This window comes from Halarchaeum nitratireducens (assembly GCF_014647155.1).
Taxonomy (GTDB): Archaea; Halobacteriota; Halobacteria; order Halobacteriales; family Halobacteriaceae; genus Halarchaeum; species Halarchaeum nitratireducens.
In genome coordinates, this window is record NZ_BMOQ01000009.1 from 1 (window position 1) to 14,066 (window position 14,066).

The following is a 14,066-nucleotide window of genomic DNA, read 5'->3' on the forward strand; positions in this document are numbered from 1 at the left end:
CCGGCGCTGACGCGAGCCGACGTCGGGATCGCCATCGGGAGCGGCACCGACGTCGCCGTCCAGTCGGCGGATGTCATTCTCGTGCAGAACAACCCGATGGATGTAGTGCGACTCGTGAAACTCAGTAAGGCGAGCTACCGGAAGATGCAGGAGAACATCGTCTGGGCCGCCGGCTACAACGTGTTCGCGATTCCGCTCGCAGCAGGCGTGTTGGCACCGATCGGGATTCTGCTGTCTCCCGCTGTGGGTGCGCTTCTGATGTCGTTGAGTACAGTAATCGTCGCCATCAACGCGCAACTGCTCCGCCGGGTGGATCTATCCATCCCCGAGCTTCCAGGAGTGACACCATCCACTAGCACCCAAACTGCAGACTGAAACTCTGCCTGATCGCTTTAGGGGGGGTTTTTCGATTGCATACGGTTGGTATTCGGAATCAGAAAATCGGTGCAGTTTGGATAGATGGCACTCTGTAAACCGATTTAACGGGCTATAGATGCCAGTTTTCCCACTCACGCCGCGCCTCTTCTTGAGAAGCTGGTTGTCCTCACACGAGTTATCTCAGCATAGTTGATTCCAGAATCTCCCGACCAGTTTCTCACCCTCAACGTCGAGCAGGATGATTGAGTCATCATCAATGAAGGTGTTAGCTATGAGTGAACGAAGCGTAGCTGCGAGACTTACAGAGTACTTGTTTGTGCTGACCGATTCAACAGCAGCGGTTCCTGCGCAAAGAGGATGGGATCGCGCCGCTTGTGTGACTGGCTGATGGGATAGCTCACATGACTTCTCAGGAGCACCGATTGACCGACGCCTACCTTGTCGGGTTGACACTCACAGAGGCACTCAAAGCCGATCAGTCCCTCTGCACGGCTCTTCGAACTCTGGAGGGGCCGTTCGATTCGCTCAATGACGGCTACCCAGAGTGGCATCCAGCACCGCACTCGTTCGAGGGGATGGTACGCTTGTTACTCTACCGCGAACTCACTGGCGAAAGCTACCGTTCGCTCGCCCAGTATCCCGAACTCGCAGTTGTCTTCGACTTGGAGAAAATCCCCGACGAATCGGTGCTCTCGCGGACCTGGCGTAACCGGTTCGACGAGGCGACCCGGGAGTTCGTCACCACAGCCGCCCACTACGTCATCAAGGAAGTCCACGATCGCGACATCTCAGCGCCGGAGGTGCGGCCTAAGGCAGAGATCGTCGACGATGAGCAAGAAGCCGCAGATCCAGTAGAAGACAAATCCTTCTCACAGGAGGAGATCATCCAGACAACGCGCCTCGCGCGTGATCACGCCTTCGGTCACTTCGACTCTGGTCGGGCGTCGAACGCCTCGTACGAGGACACACAATTCTTTGAGCTACAGACGTTCATGGGGATGGTCCACTGTGGAACTGCGCAGGGAGCGACTCGCTTCCAATATCGCCATGGCGAAGAGTACAGCCCCCATGGTGATACCCATCTCCGCGCCGTCAAGCAGTTCGATCCCGAAGAACTCGTGAACGGATTCAACGAGACAACGGATCGCTTGCTCTCCGTGATCGCCTCGGAAGCATCCTTTCGAAGGCCGGTCACCGCTGCAATCGATATCACGACTATTCCCTATTACGGAGAGGTCGAAGGAATGCCGATGGTCAGCGGGACCAAGGACAGAGACGGTCGAGCATTCAAATTCGCAACCCTCTCGATCATCGGGCAGAACATCCCGCTCGTTCTGGCGGTTGAGCCGGTCCGTGAGAGTTCCGAGTGGGATGAGAACCCGTCGAATCAGATCCATCGTACTGTGCGACGGCTCGTTCGACGAGCGAAAGAACAAGTTCCGATCGAGACGGTGCTGTGTGATCGAGAGTTTGACTCGATACAAGTGTTCCAGACACTCTCAAACCTCGATGTGAACTACCTCATTCCGAAGCGAGTCTCAAGCTCCGAACGGGATGTGCTCGAACAAATGGAGGGAGACGACCAAGAGGTGGCTGTTGAGTCGGCTTCTATCCATGTAGAATCTGGATCGCATCCAATGCGGCTCCTGTACGTGCCGTCGACGAGTGGGGAGGGAACGGCCGTCTTCGCGACGAATCTACGAGTCGGTCCTGAGGAAGCCGAGACATTCTGTCAGCGCTACAGCCGCCGGTGGCAGATCGAGAGTGAGTACAAATCGATCAAAGGTGATTTTCTCGCGAAGACCTCCTCGAAAGACTACCGCATTCGTTTGTTCTACTTCGTTTTCGCGGTCCTCTTGTACAATATCTGGCGGCTCACCGACTTCCTGCTGAAAGCGAGTGTGGGAGGTGAGATGGACTACGCACCTGTGATTACTGCGGGTGAGTGTGTTGAGCTCGTTGCCTCGTCGTTGATTCCACACGACTAACCGGCTGATCCCCCTGAGTCCGCCGTTTGGGAGTGACAACCCTAATCAGGAGCGGCAGAATCTACGCAATTTCGCACGTCCGCCCAGTAGATGCGATCGGTAAGGATCCAAATCAGGACTGGTCGGTGAGAAGAACCACGAAGTGATGTTAATTCGATCTGAAACTGGGCTATCCTCCGAAACTGTGGGAGCGATTGGGCGAAGATTCTGTATATCGACATACGATTTACTAGACTTAATACTGCGCCCGCGGCGCCGCTACTCGCCGAAAACACGGGATTGGGGCGAAACGGTTTTGGTTTGTCTTAGAGTTGTAAGACCAACCAGATTTATTGTGTGGCCGACCGTGGGGGTAGGCACAGAACGTGGCTCCAACTCAGACCGGCGATGACGGGCGTGAACCCCAGGGAACGCGCCTCGAAGACGCCATCGACCGACGCCTGCGCGGCATCGATTCGGATCGCTACCGGGAGAACACCGCGACTGTCCTCCGCGAACTCGCCGCCTGGCTTCGTGCCCACCGCGACGTCGAGACGGTTGAGGCCGTCGACGACGATGACTGCCGACGCTGGGTACAGACGTACCTCCACGATCGCGTCGTCGACGAGGCCCACCCCCTCACTTTCGATACGGACCGTAACTTCTCGGCCGCGAGCGCACACACGTACTCCAACATCGCCCGGGCGTTCTTCTCCTGGTGTGTCGACGGCGAGCAACTCCTCGCGACGAACCCGATGCAGCCCGACCGCGTCAAAGACGAACTCCCGGAGGACACAGAGGAAGTCGAGCAGGGCCAGCAGTTCTGGTCGGCCGACGCTCGCGAGGCACTGCTTCGCTACGTCGACACGGAGGCACACGACGCCCTGGACGACGACGCACGGGACCACGAGCGGGCGTTCCGCGATCGGGCCATCGCTTACCTCCTCGCGGACACGGGCGCGCGTGGCGCCGAACTCTTCGCCGTCTCGGGTGACTCTGACCGCAACGGCATCCAGTGGCGTGACCTTGACGATGGGGCTATCCGTGTCTTGGGGAAGTCTCGCGACCGCGAGACCGTGCAGTTCCCGCCGACGACGCGGAAGAAAGTTGACCGCTACCGGCGCGTCCTCGAGCCCCCCTCCGAGGACTGGCCCGTGATCCCGACCGCCGACGCGACGAGCAAGTACCGCACCGTCCGACAGACACTCGCCGACCGAGAGTTCAACGCCGAGGAGATCGAGACGATTCTCGACAACGCCGCGGATATCGACGCGGTCCTCCGCGAGTACGATATCGCGCCGCCAGCGCTCACGACCGAGGGCGCTCGCCGCGTGATGCGCCAGCTCTGCGAGGACGCCGGCCTCGCCGTCGACGGCGAGTACCTGAAGCCGCACGGCGGCCGTCGAGGACTCGGCCACCGCGCATACACCGAACTCTCGGCCGAAGACGCTCAGAACATCCTCCGGCACCGAAGCATCGAGACCACTCACGCATCGTACACTGAAGCCAACACCTCCGACCTCTCCGAGGACGTCGACAACCTCCTCTACGGGGACGACTCAGCATAACGGAGACGGTCGAAGAGCGCCTGCTCGTAGTCGCACTCTGCAGCTGGGGGCTCCGCTCCGGCGAGGTCGGGGGCCTCCACACCTCGCAGTTCGCTCTCACCGCCGACCCGCCCTTCGTCGCGTTCGACGAGCGGAAGAACGGCCCGGGCGAGGTCTCTCTCCTCTATGGCGTCGACGTCGTGGAGGACCGCCTCACCGAGCTGGGTGAGCGCGAGGAGTGGAATGGCCACCTCTTCCCGTCGTCACAGTCCGCGAGTGGCCACATCGCAACCCAGACTGTCCGGAATCGGTTCGCCGACTTCGTCACCCGCGCCGGCCTACCTCCGGAAATCGGCGGCGAGCCCCCGATCCCCTAGATGGGGCGTCGGTTCTGGTACTCGGCATACTCCGAGGCCGTCGAGGACGTCGCCGAAAGCATCGAGGAGATCGCCGCCGAGCAGGGGTCGAGCGACTCAACGGTCGTCCTCGAAAACTATCTCTCCGACGAACGTGCCCGCCAGCTCCGCCGCGAGCATATGCGTGAGCGACTCAGCGAGGCCGTTGACTGATGCTGTCTCGCAAGGTGGCCGGCGTAATCGCGCTGGTGCTCACGCTCGCTGGCTGTGCGGACACGACATCGGTGACGTCGACGACATCAACCGTTCGGTACGGCTGATTCAGCCAGTGTTTCGGGTATTGATGCGAACGGCGATGGCGCATATACTTGATTCGAGGTCACCGTCGCTGCGGATACCTCCAACTTGAACGGTCACTGGTTCGGCATCTACATCAACGACACCTACGTCGGCCGGACAGGGGAATGCCGTAAGTCGGCTTGAAAAAGTGAGTGTAGCTTAGTTCTCGAGTTCGCCGTCGAGTTCGAGGAGCCGGTGGAGCGTCACGCCCTCGAGCTTGTACAGGAGGTCGGCGATCTCGCTGTCTTCGTTCAGCTGGTAGCGCTTGCTGTGCCCGTCGCCCGTGCTCCGGGCGAACTCGATCACGCCCAGCTCCTCAAGGTCGTCGAGGTGCTGGTAGACCGTGCTGCGCGCGGTGTCTGCAAGTCGGGCGACGTCGCTAACCGAGAGGTCGCGCCCGCGCTCTTGGACGAATGCTTCGATGATCTTCACGCGTGCTGGGCTGCTGAGCAGCGTGATAAGTGGGCTTCTGGCGTTTAGCTGCGACCCGCCGCCTTCGGTCTCGTGCACCGGTGTGGCCTCGGACATATCTCAGTGAACGAGATGCGAGGCTAAAAACGTTGTGCAGAAACAACGAACCCGTTCGACACAGTAAACACGTTTAAGTAATAACCGCTCGTGATTACATACGCCGGTGAATCTATCTAAATGGACGACTCTGAAATAAAATGCCGTGTCGTCGAGAAGCTTCTCCGAAACCGAGTCTTTGGCGACCACAAGTGGTCAATCGACCGTGCGGTAGACCACGCCCTTCCCAGTCACGCCGAGGGCCGCGGCCGCCAACTCATCAAGGACGAAATGATTCCGCAAAACGAAGCCTCCATCGAAGCCTATGGTGGCGGCGCACGCGAGAACATCCGCCTTGGCGACGCTGACACTGCCATCCAATTCCTCAAGGACAACGGTGGCAACATCCCCTTCGGCTTCGACTAGCGGTCACCGCGACCGTAGACCGAAGCTCAACACGAGCCTCTCTACCGTCTCCTTGGCACCGCTATACCGGCTGGCGATGTAGTTCTTCTTGCCGGCCTTTGAGAGCACGATAAGCCCCCCAACGTCATTGACCTGCGGCGGGAGATCCTGGCTGGAGACGATCGCGTCGCCCTCAAGCCCGCCTCGAAGGACTGACCCGTGATCCCGACCGCCGACGCGACGAGTAAGCACCGCGCCGTCCGGCAGACACTTGCTGACCGGGAGTTCAACGACGAGGAAATTGAGACAACCCGCGCATCGCACACCGAAGCCAACACCTCCGACTTCTCCGAGGACGTCGCCGAAAGCATCGAGGAGATCGCGGCCGAGCAGGGGTCGGGCGACTCGACGGTCGTCCTCGAAAACTATCTCTCCGACGAACGCGCCCGCCAGCTCGTTGACCTCGTGGAGTACAAAGCCGACGCTGAGGGAATTGTGGTGGAGTACGTTGATCCGAAGAACACGAGTCGACGGTGTCCCGAGTGTGGACACACGAGCGAAGGCAATCGTGTCAGTCAGGCGGAGTTCGAGTGCGAGAGGTGTGGTGCGACAGCGAACGCGGACTCTGTTGGAGCGAAGAACGTTGGGTGGCGGTACGTCCGTCGCGGCCTCCAGTCGTCGCGACGGACGGGCGACAGTCGACTCGCCCTGAAGTCAGGAACGGTGACGCCGAATCGGGGATTCGTCCCGTCCGACTAACGTCGGCAGGGGCCGAGTTCACTGACAAGTCCCGCGCCACCGTGCACGGGGCAGTTGGCGTGTATGCAGGCGGAGATTGCGCAGATGAAACAACAAGACGCCGGTGGCGTTATGGTCAACAACTCCTCAATCCTCGGGCAGGTCGGCTTCGCAACCTCCTCCGGATACGTCGCCGCGAAACATGGTGTCCTCGGACTGACGAAGACTGCTGCCCTTGAGAACGGCGAGACGGGTGTCCGCGTGAACGCCGTCTGTCCCGGTTTCATCGACACGCCACTCCTCCGCGAGGGTGGTATGGAAGAGGGCTCCGAACTCCGCGAACAAATCGCGAGCAAGCACGCGATGAACCGTCTCGGCATACCCGAGGAGGTCGCGAGCGCTGTCCTCTGGCACTGTGACGACGACGCGTCCTTCATTACTGGTGAGGCCCTCGGCGTCGATAGTGCTACCTCGCGCAATAGCCATCGCGTTCCCTCAGTTAGTTGAATGATGTCGAGCCACAGCGGAGCCTTTTTACTGACTAGTTAGTAAGCCAATTTGGAGACAGAAGCCGATGACCGACACCACTGGTGACATTGAACGCGAGCTTGAACGGGTGCTCCCAGAGGCGGGCACTGAACATCAGCCCGACATCGGGGAGCCGTTCGCGGCGGATTACTGGTACGGCGAGCTATCGCTCCACGTGCACGACACGCTTGCGGACACCCATCACGATGGCGCGGCGACCGCTGCTGCGGGCGTTGAGTGCCTCCGTGCATATATCCGACTGCGTAGCCAACTGCTCGTCCAGTTGCACGACGACGTGGCCCACTCGTTCACAGCCGACCCAACCCATACGCTCCTCGCAAGCGACCAACTCTACGCGGCTGCATACGCTGCGCTCGCCCGCAGCGGCGGTCCAGTTTCCCTATTTGACGCCGTAACGTGTACTTCCCAGTGCATCACGGGCGCGCTTAGCACGCACTACACAGATCCGGAAACGGCAAGCAGTCCGGGATCACTCGTGGATGGCACGATGGGGGCGCTCGGGGAGGCTGCGGCAACAATAGGGGCCATCCTCGCGGACGCAACTGATGCCCAGCACGAGTCCGTCCGTCTCCTCGGTCGCGGTCTCGGCGCACTCGAATTCATCCGGCGCACGGATGACTTGGAGCCCCAAGACCGTCATGTCGTCCTCCCAGATGCGGACGAATCCGGGCTAGATGTGTACGCCGACGACCGCCGCGCGGACGTACTGGGCGCGCTTGACGACCTTGACGATACCGTGGACGTGCGTGACCTTCGTGCGCTCGTCCCCAGGTAATCAAAGGGGATGAATCATTCAAATCGTCAGAGAGAAGCTGGCACAATTAGTTCTCGACCATCAAAGCTGTCGGGATAAAGTGTCCGTTGTAGCCACGGCACAGAATTACCGTTTTAAATATGGTTCCGCTTCATCGATCACCCTCACCTGGACCCGCCCCAGTATCACCGTCGATATATTTTTTGCTTTGGCTGAGCCTGTCATAGAACTCTTCACACACTATGGTCGGTCTTATTACCATTATAGAAAGTCATTAGCTTAGAACACCGTGCACTAAGTGCACGCAGCTTAAAATTAGTCAGAAACCACCCTTTCGTTTCCGAATAATGATTTCTCGTACCCGTTCAACGTGTTTTGTCTCGGATTGAACGAACGCTGTGAGGACGGCTTCGACGATCTCGGAGCGGCTGGCTCCGAGATCGTCACACTCAGCGACCAGTTCATCCACTTCTCGCACGATCTCCTCGTCAACAGCGACGCCAAACTTCTCTTTCGCCATATCAAACACAAGCTAAAAACAGCGTGCACCAAGTGTACGGTGGTTTCAACTTGTCTAATCTGATTCGTCGATCCATGTGAACCCTTCTATGACACGCTCTTTGGCTGTTAATAGTGCTGATGCCGTCGGTATCAGGCCTGGTTAGGGCCTCGGTGTAGCTAGGGCTATTCCAGCAGTCCGTCGTGGCTGCGTACTTCGTTACCGACGGCCGCCATCAAGGGTGCAACCTCAACTGGCTGGACACCACTGCGATGGGGTTGCACCTAGTCTTGGCGAGAGAACCCCACTGAGCAATACATTACTCTGTGTTTCTACGCCTAAGCGTCGTGAGTAAGCGCAGTCCAAAACGGGTTCGAATACGATATGTTAACGGGGTTGCGAACGTGGCTCAAGATATGGCCTATGAGAATATTGATGCTGAGCTGATAAATGGGCTTCTCGGAGATGGCCGCACAAGCCTCCGCAGTCTCGCCGAGGAACTCGACGTCTCCGTGACAACGATCTCGAACCACCTCCAGGATCTCGAGGAAGGAGGCGTCATCACTGGCTACACACCAACCGTCGACTATGATGAACTCGGCTATGACGTCACCGCTGTCCTCCAACTCAAAGCCGAGGGTGGTTCACTTCCCGACCTCGCTGAGCGACTCGGCGCACAGGACCAGATGATATCCGTCTACGAAGTGACGGGTGACTACGATATCATCGCCATCGGGAAGTTCCACGACACGGACCACATGAATACGCTCATCAAGGAACTCCTCGGCGACGCCGACATCGCCGAGTCCGCGACCAGCGTCGTGCTCAATGCCGCTGCTGAGAACGAACAATTCGATCTCAGTACCGACTAGAAATCATTTGAGATCTGTTGATTGTGCTCTGTTGAATAGCGGTGCTTCCGTCGCGACTCTCAATCTAAGTGGCCTTGTGAGACGGTCTCTGTAGTCCCACCAAAATCGGGATGGCCCTTTCTCCGCTCAGAGGCCGCTATTCAACACGGCAGTTGATTGAGGAACAGAGGTGACCATTTTCGGATTTCTACCTGCCACAAGTAAAAACTCCCAACAAATGGGAGAAAGAATATATACTATGCGTGAGTCAATGATAGTAGAGCCAGCACGGATAGATACGGTGAGACTCCGGGAGTCCCCGCATTGCAGCGTCTCCGGCCCGTGCCACACGTGTTACCCATAGTGGGTCGACTCTGCTTGTCGACCCACTCACCACTCCTCAAGAGACACCAGTTGGTTTATGAACTCCGTCTTTAACCCGATTGATCCGTAGATAGCGATTCTAGAATAGTGGCTCTGCTGAGACTCTATTGTTTCTATAATCCTATACTTAAAACAGCCGTTAGGTGTGTGCGTATTGAGCGGAAGATGCAGGTGGATGGTGGTTCCAATACCCACCTGCGAAATAGCGTGCTTCCTTCGTGGATTGCCGTAGAAGACTACTCCCCCCTATTGGATCGTCTCCCTGCGCAATCCAATTTGGATACGTCCCTGATCTGGGTAAAAGTGTTCCTTCGTCCACCAAGCGGTTTGTACCTGGTCTGTAGTTACGGTTTAGTCGCTCCTCTGTAGTTAGTGTCCAGGCCGGCACTTGACGACCAGCGGCACCATTCTTATTAGTTAATGTCAATTCCAACAGAGCCAGAATAGCGAGTGTATGCCGATAGGAGAATCAACAGATACCAACGAGTTCCACATCATCGCACACGGTCAGACATTCAAAAAATGAATTATATCATATACTATTTAATATCCGGTCAGACTTCTATTAATTGCATGGATATAGGAGTCATAAGATTCTTAATTCATCTCTCTCGACTTACAGGAGAATGCATCGAGAGGAGATCGGTAGACCCCACGATGCTATACAGACTACAGACCGGGAAGAGACACCCGTCGAGGCCACCACTAACTGGAAACGGTGGGGTGGAATGCGGTGACGGATTCGGAATTAGCTACCACCGACACTGGCCAAAACACCACCCCTCGCGGGCAAACCCACCGAAATCTACTGCGACGCATCGGAGGCGCGATTCTCCTATTCAGCGTTGTCGCTGTCGAGCCCGTCGCGGCCCAGCAGTCGGCGGTCTGCACCGCGGACAACCTCCCGAGCATGATTGAGGGATTCTTCCAGTTGACGACGGCGCTGGGCATCGTTGGGCTCGCCGTCGTCTGGCAGGCGAACTCCCTGATCGATATGTTCACGCTGAGCCCCGACCAGAAGAAGGGTCTAAAGCGCCACAAACGCTCGGCGCTCAAATCCGCCACCATCCTCGTCGTCCTCGGCCCGCTTTACACGGTCGCGGGGTCGATGATGAACCTGCCGCTCGCACAGTGTGTGAACCTCGTCCCCTGGTAGCTCAAATCTGTCCTCCACGTTGTTGTCCCCGTCACGCGCAGTCCCGATAGCGATTGCCGGCGTCCTCCTCCTCGTGACAGTCACCGGACTCGCCGCCGCGAACCACCCCCGCCCCGGCACGGAAGGGAACGGCCTCACAGAGAACGAGTCCGCGACCCTCTGGTCGCACGACGCCGACGACTACACGAACGAATCCACGTACTCTCAGCACTACGGCGAGCACCGCACCGCCCTCCAACAACTTGCGAACGGGACGGACATCACGTTCACGCGGCCGCCCAAGACGGCCGCGACGTGGACCAAGCACGACTTCCGCGATCTCCACGCTAGTGGTCCAGAGACGTCGCTTCACCCGGAGAACGCCGACCTTGAGGATGGTGCCCTCATCGCGGATGCTCACGCGACGATCTTCGCCGCCCAACCCACGACGCGAGCACACCTCGCATCCGGTGAGACACGCACGTATCTCGCACCGGACGGGACGCTTCGCGGCCTCGTCGACTACCGCGTTCGCTACCCGAGCACGAGTGCGGACTGGTCCCTTACCAAGCACCAAATCTCGCGCGTCTGGCTCACCCAGGACGGCGACACCATCGCCTCGAGTACCGGGACGCAGACGCCGACGCTGGACTACCAGCTCCAGAACGACCGCACGACGACGTTGACGCTGCACGCGACGATCGAGGTTCGTATCGAGCAGACCACGACAGTGAACGGGAACACCGTGAGCACAACGACGGAGACTGACTCCATCACGGTTACCGACTCGCTCAGTGGGTCGGTGTATAATCTCGCGGCGTACCCCTACTACGCGACGTATCCGAATGGGGACGCGGGCGTCGCGATCCTCCAGTCGCGCCCGTGGCAGGGGTACACGCTCACCGAGATCGGGAGCGCTCGTGTGCGTGGTGTGTGGCGGTTTTACACCGCCCGCCACACCGGCTGGGACACCCTCGTCACAAGTACACGTAACGGCGAAACACGCACCCAGTCCGACGCAATTCCGGTCTCCGTGCACGCGTATCCGTCGCGGATTGGGCCGGTCGCTGAACCCGTCCGAACCGGCCCAGAAATCGTCGAGACGTGGGGGATCAATCGGTCGTCACCCACCCCGACACTCGGCGAGGACGTCCATATTGACGTCGTCAACCACTCCTACACGACGACGTATGGCGTCGCTGTCCGTGCCGACGACGTGGACCGGCAGGCGCTGCACGTCGCGGGGATCGTTCGCGGCGTGAACGCGACCATCTTCCAGCCCCAGACCGGGTCGACACGCCACCTCCGCGAGAGTTCCCTCACTGCGACCGTCCTCTCGCAGAATGTCTCGGCGGCCACAGTCCGTCTCGAACTACGCGACAACCAGACGGGTGCGCCAATCGACCTCTCGCAGGAGCAGCGTGGCCGGCCACTCGCTCAGTCACCGACCGGCTACATCGCCATCGGCGACCAGCACGTCGAAACGAATCGTTCGGGGGTTGCCGTCGTCACGCTCACGCAGCCCGGCATCTACACCGCCCAGTACCAGCCAGAGTCGTGGCTTGGAGCCAACCCCGCCTACGTGCGTGACCAGGCGAGCGTCCGCTGGCACCCACTCGGCACGCTCGCAGGCTGGTTCGACCTCGCGTTCACCACCGGATGGAAACTCCTCCCGTTCGTCGTGATGTTCTACGCCGGCACCCGCCTCCTCCGCATGTTCGGCCTCGATCGCTTCCAAAACTATGACTGACACCTCACCATCCATCGACCGTCGTAGCGCCCTCCAAGCATTCGGCAGTCTCACCCTCGCCGCCCTCGCCGGCTGCACCAGCACCCAGACCTCCGAACCGTCGAGTTCCTCAACGACCACTCCTGTTGGACCATTTGCAAGCCTCAACGTCCAAGGGACGACTCTCGTCGTCGAACTTGAGGGTGGCATTGACATCGAGCACGTGAATCTCGTGAAGCCGAACGGCTCGCTCTTCGGGACACGCGATGTCGCGCAGGGCACGAGTCGCGTCTCCTTCGACCTCGGTACCACCTACACACCCGGCGACTACGAGCTCGTCGCTGTCAACGACGACCAGACCATCGGCACGACGACACGATCGCTCCGTCCCGACCTCCAGATTATCGAGATGGGAATCGGGAGGAATCACCCCAAGAGGATGTGGAGTGGACTGGAGCGAAGCCCTCAAACGCAGGTATTCGTCACGATAGAGAATCAAGGGAGTGGGCCGACTGCAGTCACGCAGCTCCTCTTCTTCGGAACGGTTCCATATCCAAGTGGAGAGAATGGCACTCAGTACGCCGAGACAGATATAAGCGGGATCTACGACCCTGAATCCGACTCTGAAGTCGAACAAGTCGTTGTTCCCCCCGGAGGGTCAAAGACGATCTACAGCTCTCGGATGCCGTTCGCGTTCATTCGTGGCGGCAACGTCGTGTGTCAGGAGCAGCCACAGTCTGGAACGTTCGAACTCGCCCTCGAAACATCGACTAGCAACTCCTCGGTTTCAAGGAGGTATGATATCCGGTATTCCGCATCTGAGGAGTTCAACAACTGTTCGATCGAGGTCGGAGAGGATAGCTGATGGTTGACCTGATTCAAGTTGTCCTCCAAGGGTTCAAGGACGCGGTCAATTGGTTCATCAGCCTGTTCATGCAGGGGCTGCGGAGTGGGTATCAGGAAATTTCCGTGGCGATGTTTGGTACCCCGATACCGCGGACTAACGGTGCGTTCGTCTTCGGCCAGCCGACGAACGCACCATGGGGGTCGATCCATCACGCTCTGATCGGTGGCGAGATCATGATCATCTCGCTGCTCCTGCTTGTGGTCTGCGTGCAAGGACGCCACCTCATTCGAATCTTCAATATCGGGAGTGCCTACGAGTCACGACGAACCCGGAAGACCGCCTGGGTTGGTGCTTTCCTGATTATCACGTGGTACTGGGTCGCCGTGCTCACGCTCTACCTCGTCAACGGATTTACGATCGCGCTCCTACCGAGCTTCAACTCACTCAGTACCGCAATGCTCGGGTTCCTACAGAACTCAGTGACGAATCCCGGCCTCTCGCTTGTGTTCGCGCTGCTTGGCGGGCTCTCAATGTGGGCGTTGGAAGCTCTCTACTACATCCGAGAAGTTCTCCTTTACGTCTACATCTACGGAATGCCGATCGCGTTCGCGCTCGCCTACGGGAACATCCCCGTACTCTCGGACGTCGCGATGGGGTTCAGCAAACGCTTCGTCCCGCTCGCAATCCTCCCACTCCCCGCTGCCGTCGTGTTCAAAGGCTACGACCTCCTCTACTCGCAGCACGCTCTCTCACCCGGCAGTCCGTTCCTGAAGTATCTCGTCGCGGTCTCCCTGCCGCTCGTCGCCTTGCTGGTGACGTGGAAGACGTTCCAATACGCGACCCCACTTACCGCAAAAGCGATCAGTACTGCGGGCCGTGGCGCCGCGCTCGTCGGTGGTGTTGCTGCCGGCGCCTACGTCGGTGGTGCGGGAGTCGCGACGACCGCCGCCCGCTGGGGCCCGAAAGCTGCTGCCGGTCAGGCGGTCGCCGAGCACGCCAGCCGGCGCGCCGGCAGCGAGGAGAGCGAGGAGTCTGCGCCATCGTATCGCCGCACAGAGAACGATCCGGAGAACTACTAACA

At 59.1% G+C, this 14,066-nt stretch carries 13 protein-coding genes and 3 pseudogenes; 13 read left to right on the forward strand and 3 right to left on the reverse strand.

The genetic code is table 11. The features are described from left to right. The 3 genes and pseudogenes from IEX91_RS14465 to IEX91_RS14475 all read left to right on the forward strand — a co-directional run. A pseudogene (locus IEX91_RS14465) lies at positions 1–375 on the forward strand (heavy metal translocating P-type ATPase); the annotation flags it as partial. Positions 376–779: 404 nt separating this feature from the next. Further along, complete coding sequence (locus tag IEX91_RS14470) at positions 780–2,366, forward strand: transposase (RefSeq protein WP_095638025.1); 1,587 nt, start codon at positions 780–782, stop codon at positions 2,364–2,366. Positions 2,367–2,731: 365 nt separating this feature from the next. Then, the gene (locus IEX91_RS14475) at positions 2,732–3,913 is read left to right on the forward strand and encodes a tyrosine-type recombinase/integrase (protein ID WP_188879880.1); all 1,182 of its coding nucleotides are present in this window, start codon (positions 2,732–2,734) and stop codon (positions 3,911–3,913) included. Here the strand turns inward: IEX91_RS14475 and IEX91_RS14480 are convergent. Continuing rightward, the gene (locus IEX91_RS14480) at positions 3,892–4,143 is read right to left on the reverse strand and encodes a hypothetical protein (protein WP_188879882.1); all 252 of its coding nucleotides are present in this window, start codon (positions 4,141–4,143) and stop codon (positions 3,892–3,894) included. The genes IEX91_RS14475 and IEX91_RS14480 overlap by 22 nt on opposite strands. A 126-nt stretch (positions 4,144–4,269) precedes the next feature. Between IEX91_RS14480 and IEX91_RS14485 the strand changes: the two genes are divergently transcribed. Further along, positions 4,270–4,461, forward strand: coding sequence for a hypothetical protein (locus tag IEX91_RS14485; RefSeq protein WP_188879884.1), 192 nt, complete (start codon positions 4,270–4,272; stop codon positions 4,459–4,461). Positions 4,462–4,746: 285 nt separating this feature from the next. On the opposite strand, the gene IEX91_RS14490 is transcribed toward IEX91_RS14485, so the two are convergent. Further along, positions 4,747–5,115 (reverse strand): winged helix-turn-helix domain-containing protein, encoded by a 369-nt coding sequence (locus tag IEX91_RS14490; protein ID WP_229732388.1) that lies wholly within the window; start codon positions 5,113–5,115, stop codon positions 4,747–4,749. 120 nt (positions 5,116–5,235) lie between these two features. On the opposite strand from IEX91_RS14490, the gene IEX91_RS14495 reads away from it, so the two are divergent. The 4 genes and pseudogenes from IEX91_RS14495 (at position 5,236) to IEX91_RS14510 (ending at position 7,561) form a co-directional block, all read left to right on the forward strand. Beyond that, complete coding sequence (locus tag IEX91_RS14495) at positions 5,236–5,520, forward strand: hypothetical protein (protein ID WP_188873149.1); 285 nt, start codon at positions 5,236–5,238, stop codon at positions 5,518–5,520. A gap of 426 nt (positions 5,521–5,946) precedes the next feature. After that, positions 5,947–6,258: pseudogene (locus tag IEX91_RS16790) on the forward strand (zinc ribbon domain-containing protein); the annotation flags it as partial. A 63-nt stretch (positions 6,259–6,321) separates the two neighbouring features. After that, positions 6,322–6,744 (forward strand): annotated as a pseudogene (locus IEX91_RS14505) (SDR family oxidoreductase); the annotation flags it as partial. Positions 6,745–6,811: 67 nt separating this feature from the next. Then, a complete protein-coding gene (locus tag IEX91_RS14510; RefSeq protein ID WP_188879885.1) occupies positions 6,812–7,561 on the forward strand; it encodes a polyprenyl synthetase in 750 nt (249 codons plus the stop codon). A 298-nt stretch (positions 7,562–7,859) separates the two neighbouring features. Here the strand turns inward: IEX91_RS14510 and IEX91_RS14515 are convergent, their stop codons facing one another. Then, positions 7,860–8,060 (reverse strand): ribbon-helix-helix protein, CopG family, encoded by a 201-nt coding sequence (locus IEX91_RS14515; protein ID WP_188879887.1) that lies wholly within the window; start codon positions 8,058–8,060, stop codon positions 7,860–7,862. 395 nt (positions 8,061–8,455) lie between these two features. Between IEX91_RS14515 and lrp the strand changes: the two genes are divergently transcribed. From lrp to IEX91_RS14540, 5 genes are all read left to right on the forward strand, one after another. Next, positions 8,456–8,911, forward strand: a complete 456-nt coding sequence (gene lrp, locus IEX91_RS14520) for an HTH-type transcriptional regulator Lrp (protein WP_188879889.1) — start codon at positions 8,456–8,458, stop codon at positions 8,909–8,911. 1,171 nt (positions 8,912–10,082) lie between these two features. Continuing rightward, the gene (locus IEX91_RS16400) at positions 10,083–10,430 is read left to right on the forward strand and encodes a hypothetical protein (RefSeq protein WP_326838246.1); all 348 of its coding nucleotides are present in this window, start codon (positions 10,083–10,085) and stop codon (positions 10,428–10,430) included. Between the two features lie 73 nt (positions 10,431–10,503). Next, positions 10,504–12,159, forward strand: a complete 1,656-nt coding sequence (locus tag IEX91_RS14530; protein ID WP_229772910.1) for a hypothetical protein — start codon at positions 10,504–10,506, stop codon at positions 12,157–12,159. After that, positions 12,152–13,003 carry a hypothetical protein gene (locus IEX91_RS14535; protein WP_188879895.1) on the forward strand — a complete coding sequence of 284 codons (852 nt, stop codon included), beginning with the start codon at positions 12,152–12,154 and terminating at the stop codon, positions 13,001–13,003. The genes IEX91_RS14530 and IEX91_RS14535 overlap by 8 nt, the downstream gene beginning before the upstream one ends. Next, entirely contained in the window at positions 13,003–14,064 is a 1,062-nt protein-coding gene (locus IEX91_RS14540; RefSeq protein WP_188879896.1) for a hypothetical protein, read from the forward strand. The genes IEX91_RS14535 and IEX91_RS14540 overlap by 1 nt, the downstream gene beginning before the upstream one ends. Positions 14,065–14,066: the final 2 nt, after the last annotated feature.

Excerpts from the sequence above, each read along its gene's own strand:
- IEX91_RS14470 (WP_095638025.1), top strand. The coding sequence starts at position 780 with ATGACTTCTCAGGAGCACCGATTGACCGACGCCTACCTTGTCGGGTTG.
- IEX91_RS14485 (WP_188879884.1), top strand. The coding sequence starts at position 4,270 with ATGGGGCGTCGGTTCTGGTACTCGGCATACTCCGAGGCCGTCGAGGAC.
- IEX91_RS14490 (WP_229732388.1), bottom strand. The coding sequence starts at position 5,115 with ATGTCCGAGGCCACACCGGTGCACGAGACCGAAGGCGGCGGGTCGCAG.
- IEX91_RS14495 (WP_188873149.1), top strand. The coding sequence starts at position 5,236 with ATGGACGACTCTGAAATAAAATGCCGTGTCGTCGAGAAGCTTCTCCGA.
- IEX91_RS14510 (WP_188879885.1), top strand. The coding sequence starts at position 6,812 with ATGACCGACACCACTGGTGACATTGAACGCGAGCTTGAACGGGTGCTC.
- IEX91_RS14515 (WP_188879887.1), bottom strand. The coding sequence starts at position 8,060 with ATGGCGAAAGAGAAGTTTGGCGTCGCTGTTGACGAGGAGATCGTGCGA.
- lrp (WP_188879889.1), top strand. The coding sequence starts at position 8,456 with ATGGCCTATGAGAATATTGATGCTGAGCTGATAAATGGGCTTCTCGGA.
- IEX91_RS14535 (WP_188879895.1), top strand. The coding sequence starts at position 12,152 with ATGACTGACACCTCACCATCCATCGACCGTCGTAGCGCCCTCCAAGCA.
- IEX91_RS14540 (WP_188879896.1), top strand. The coding sequence starts at position 13,003 with ATGGTTGACCTGATTCAAGTTGTCCTCCAAGGGTTCAAGGACGCGGTC.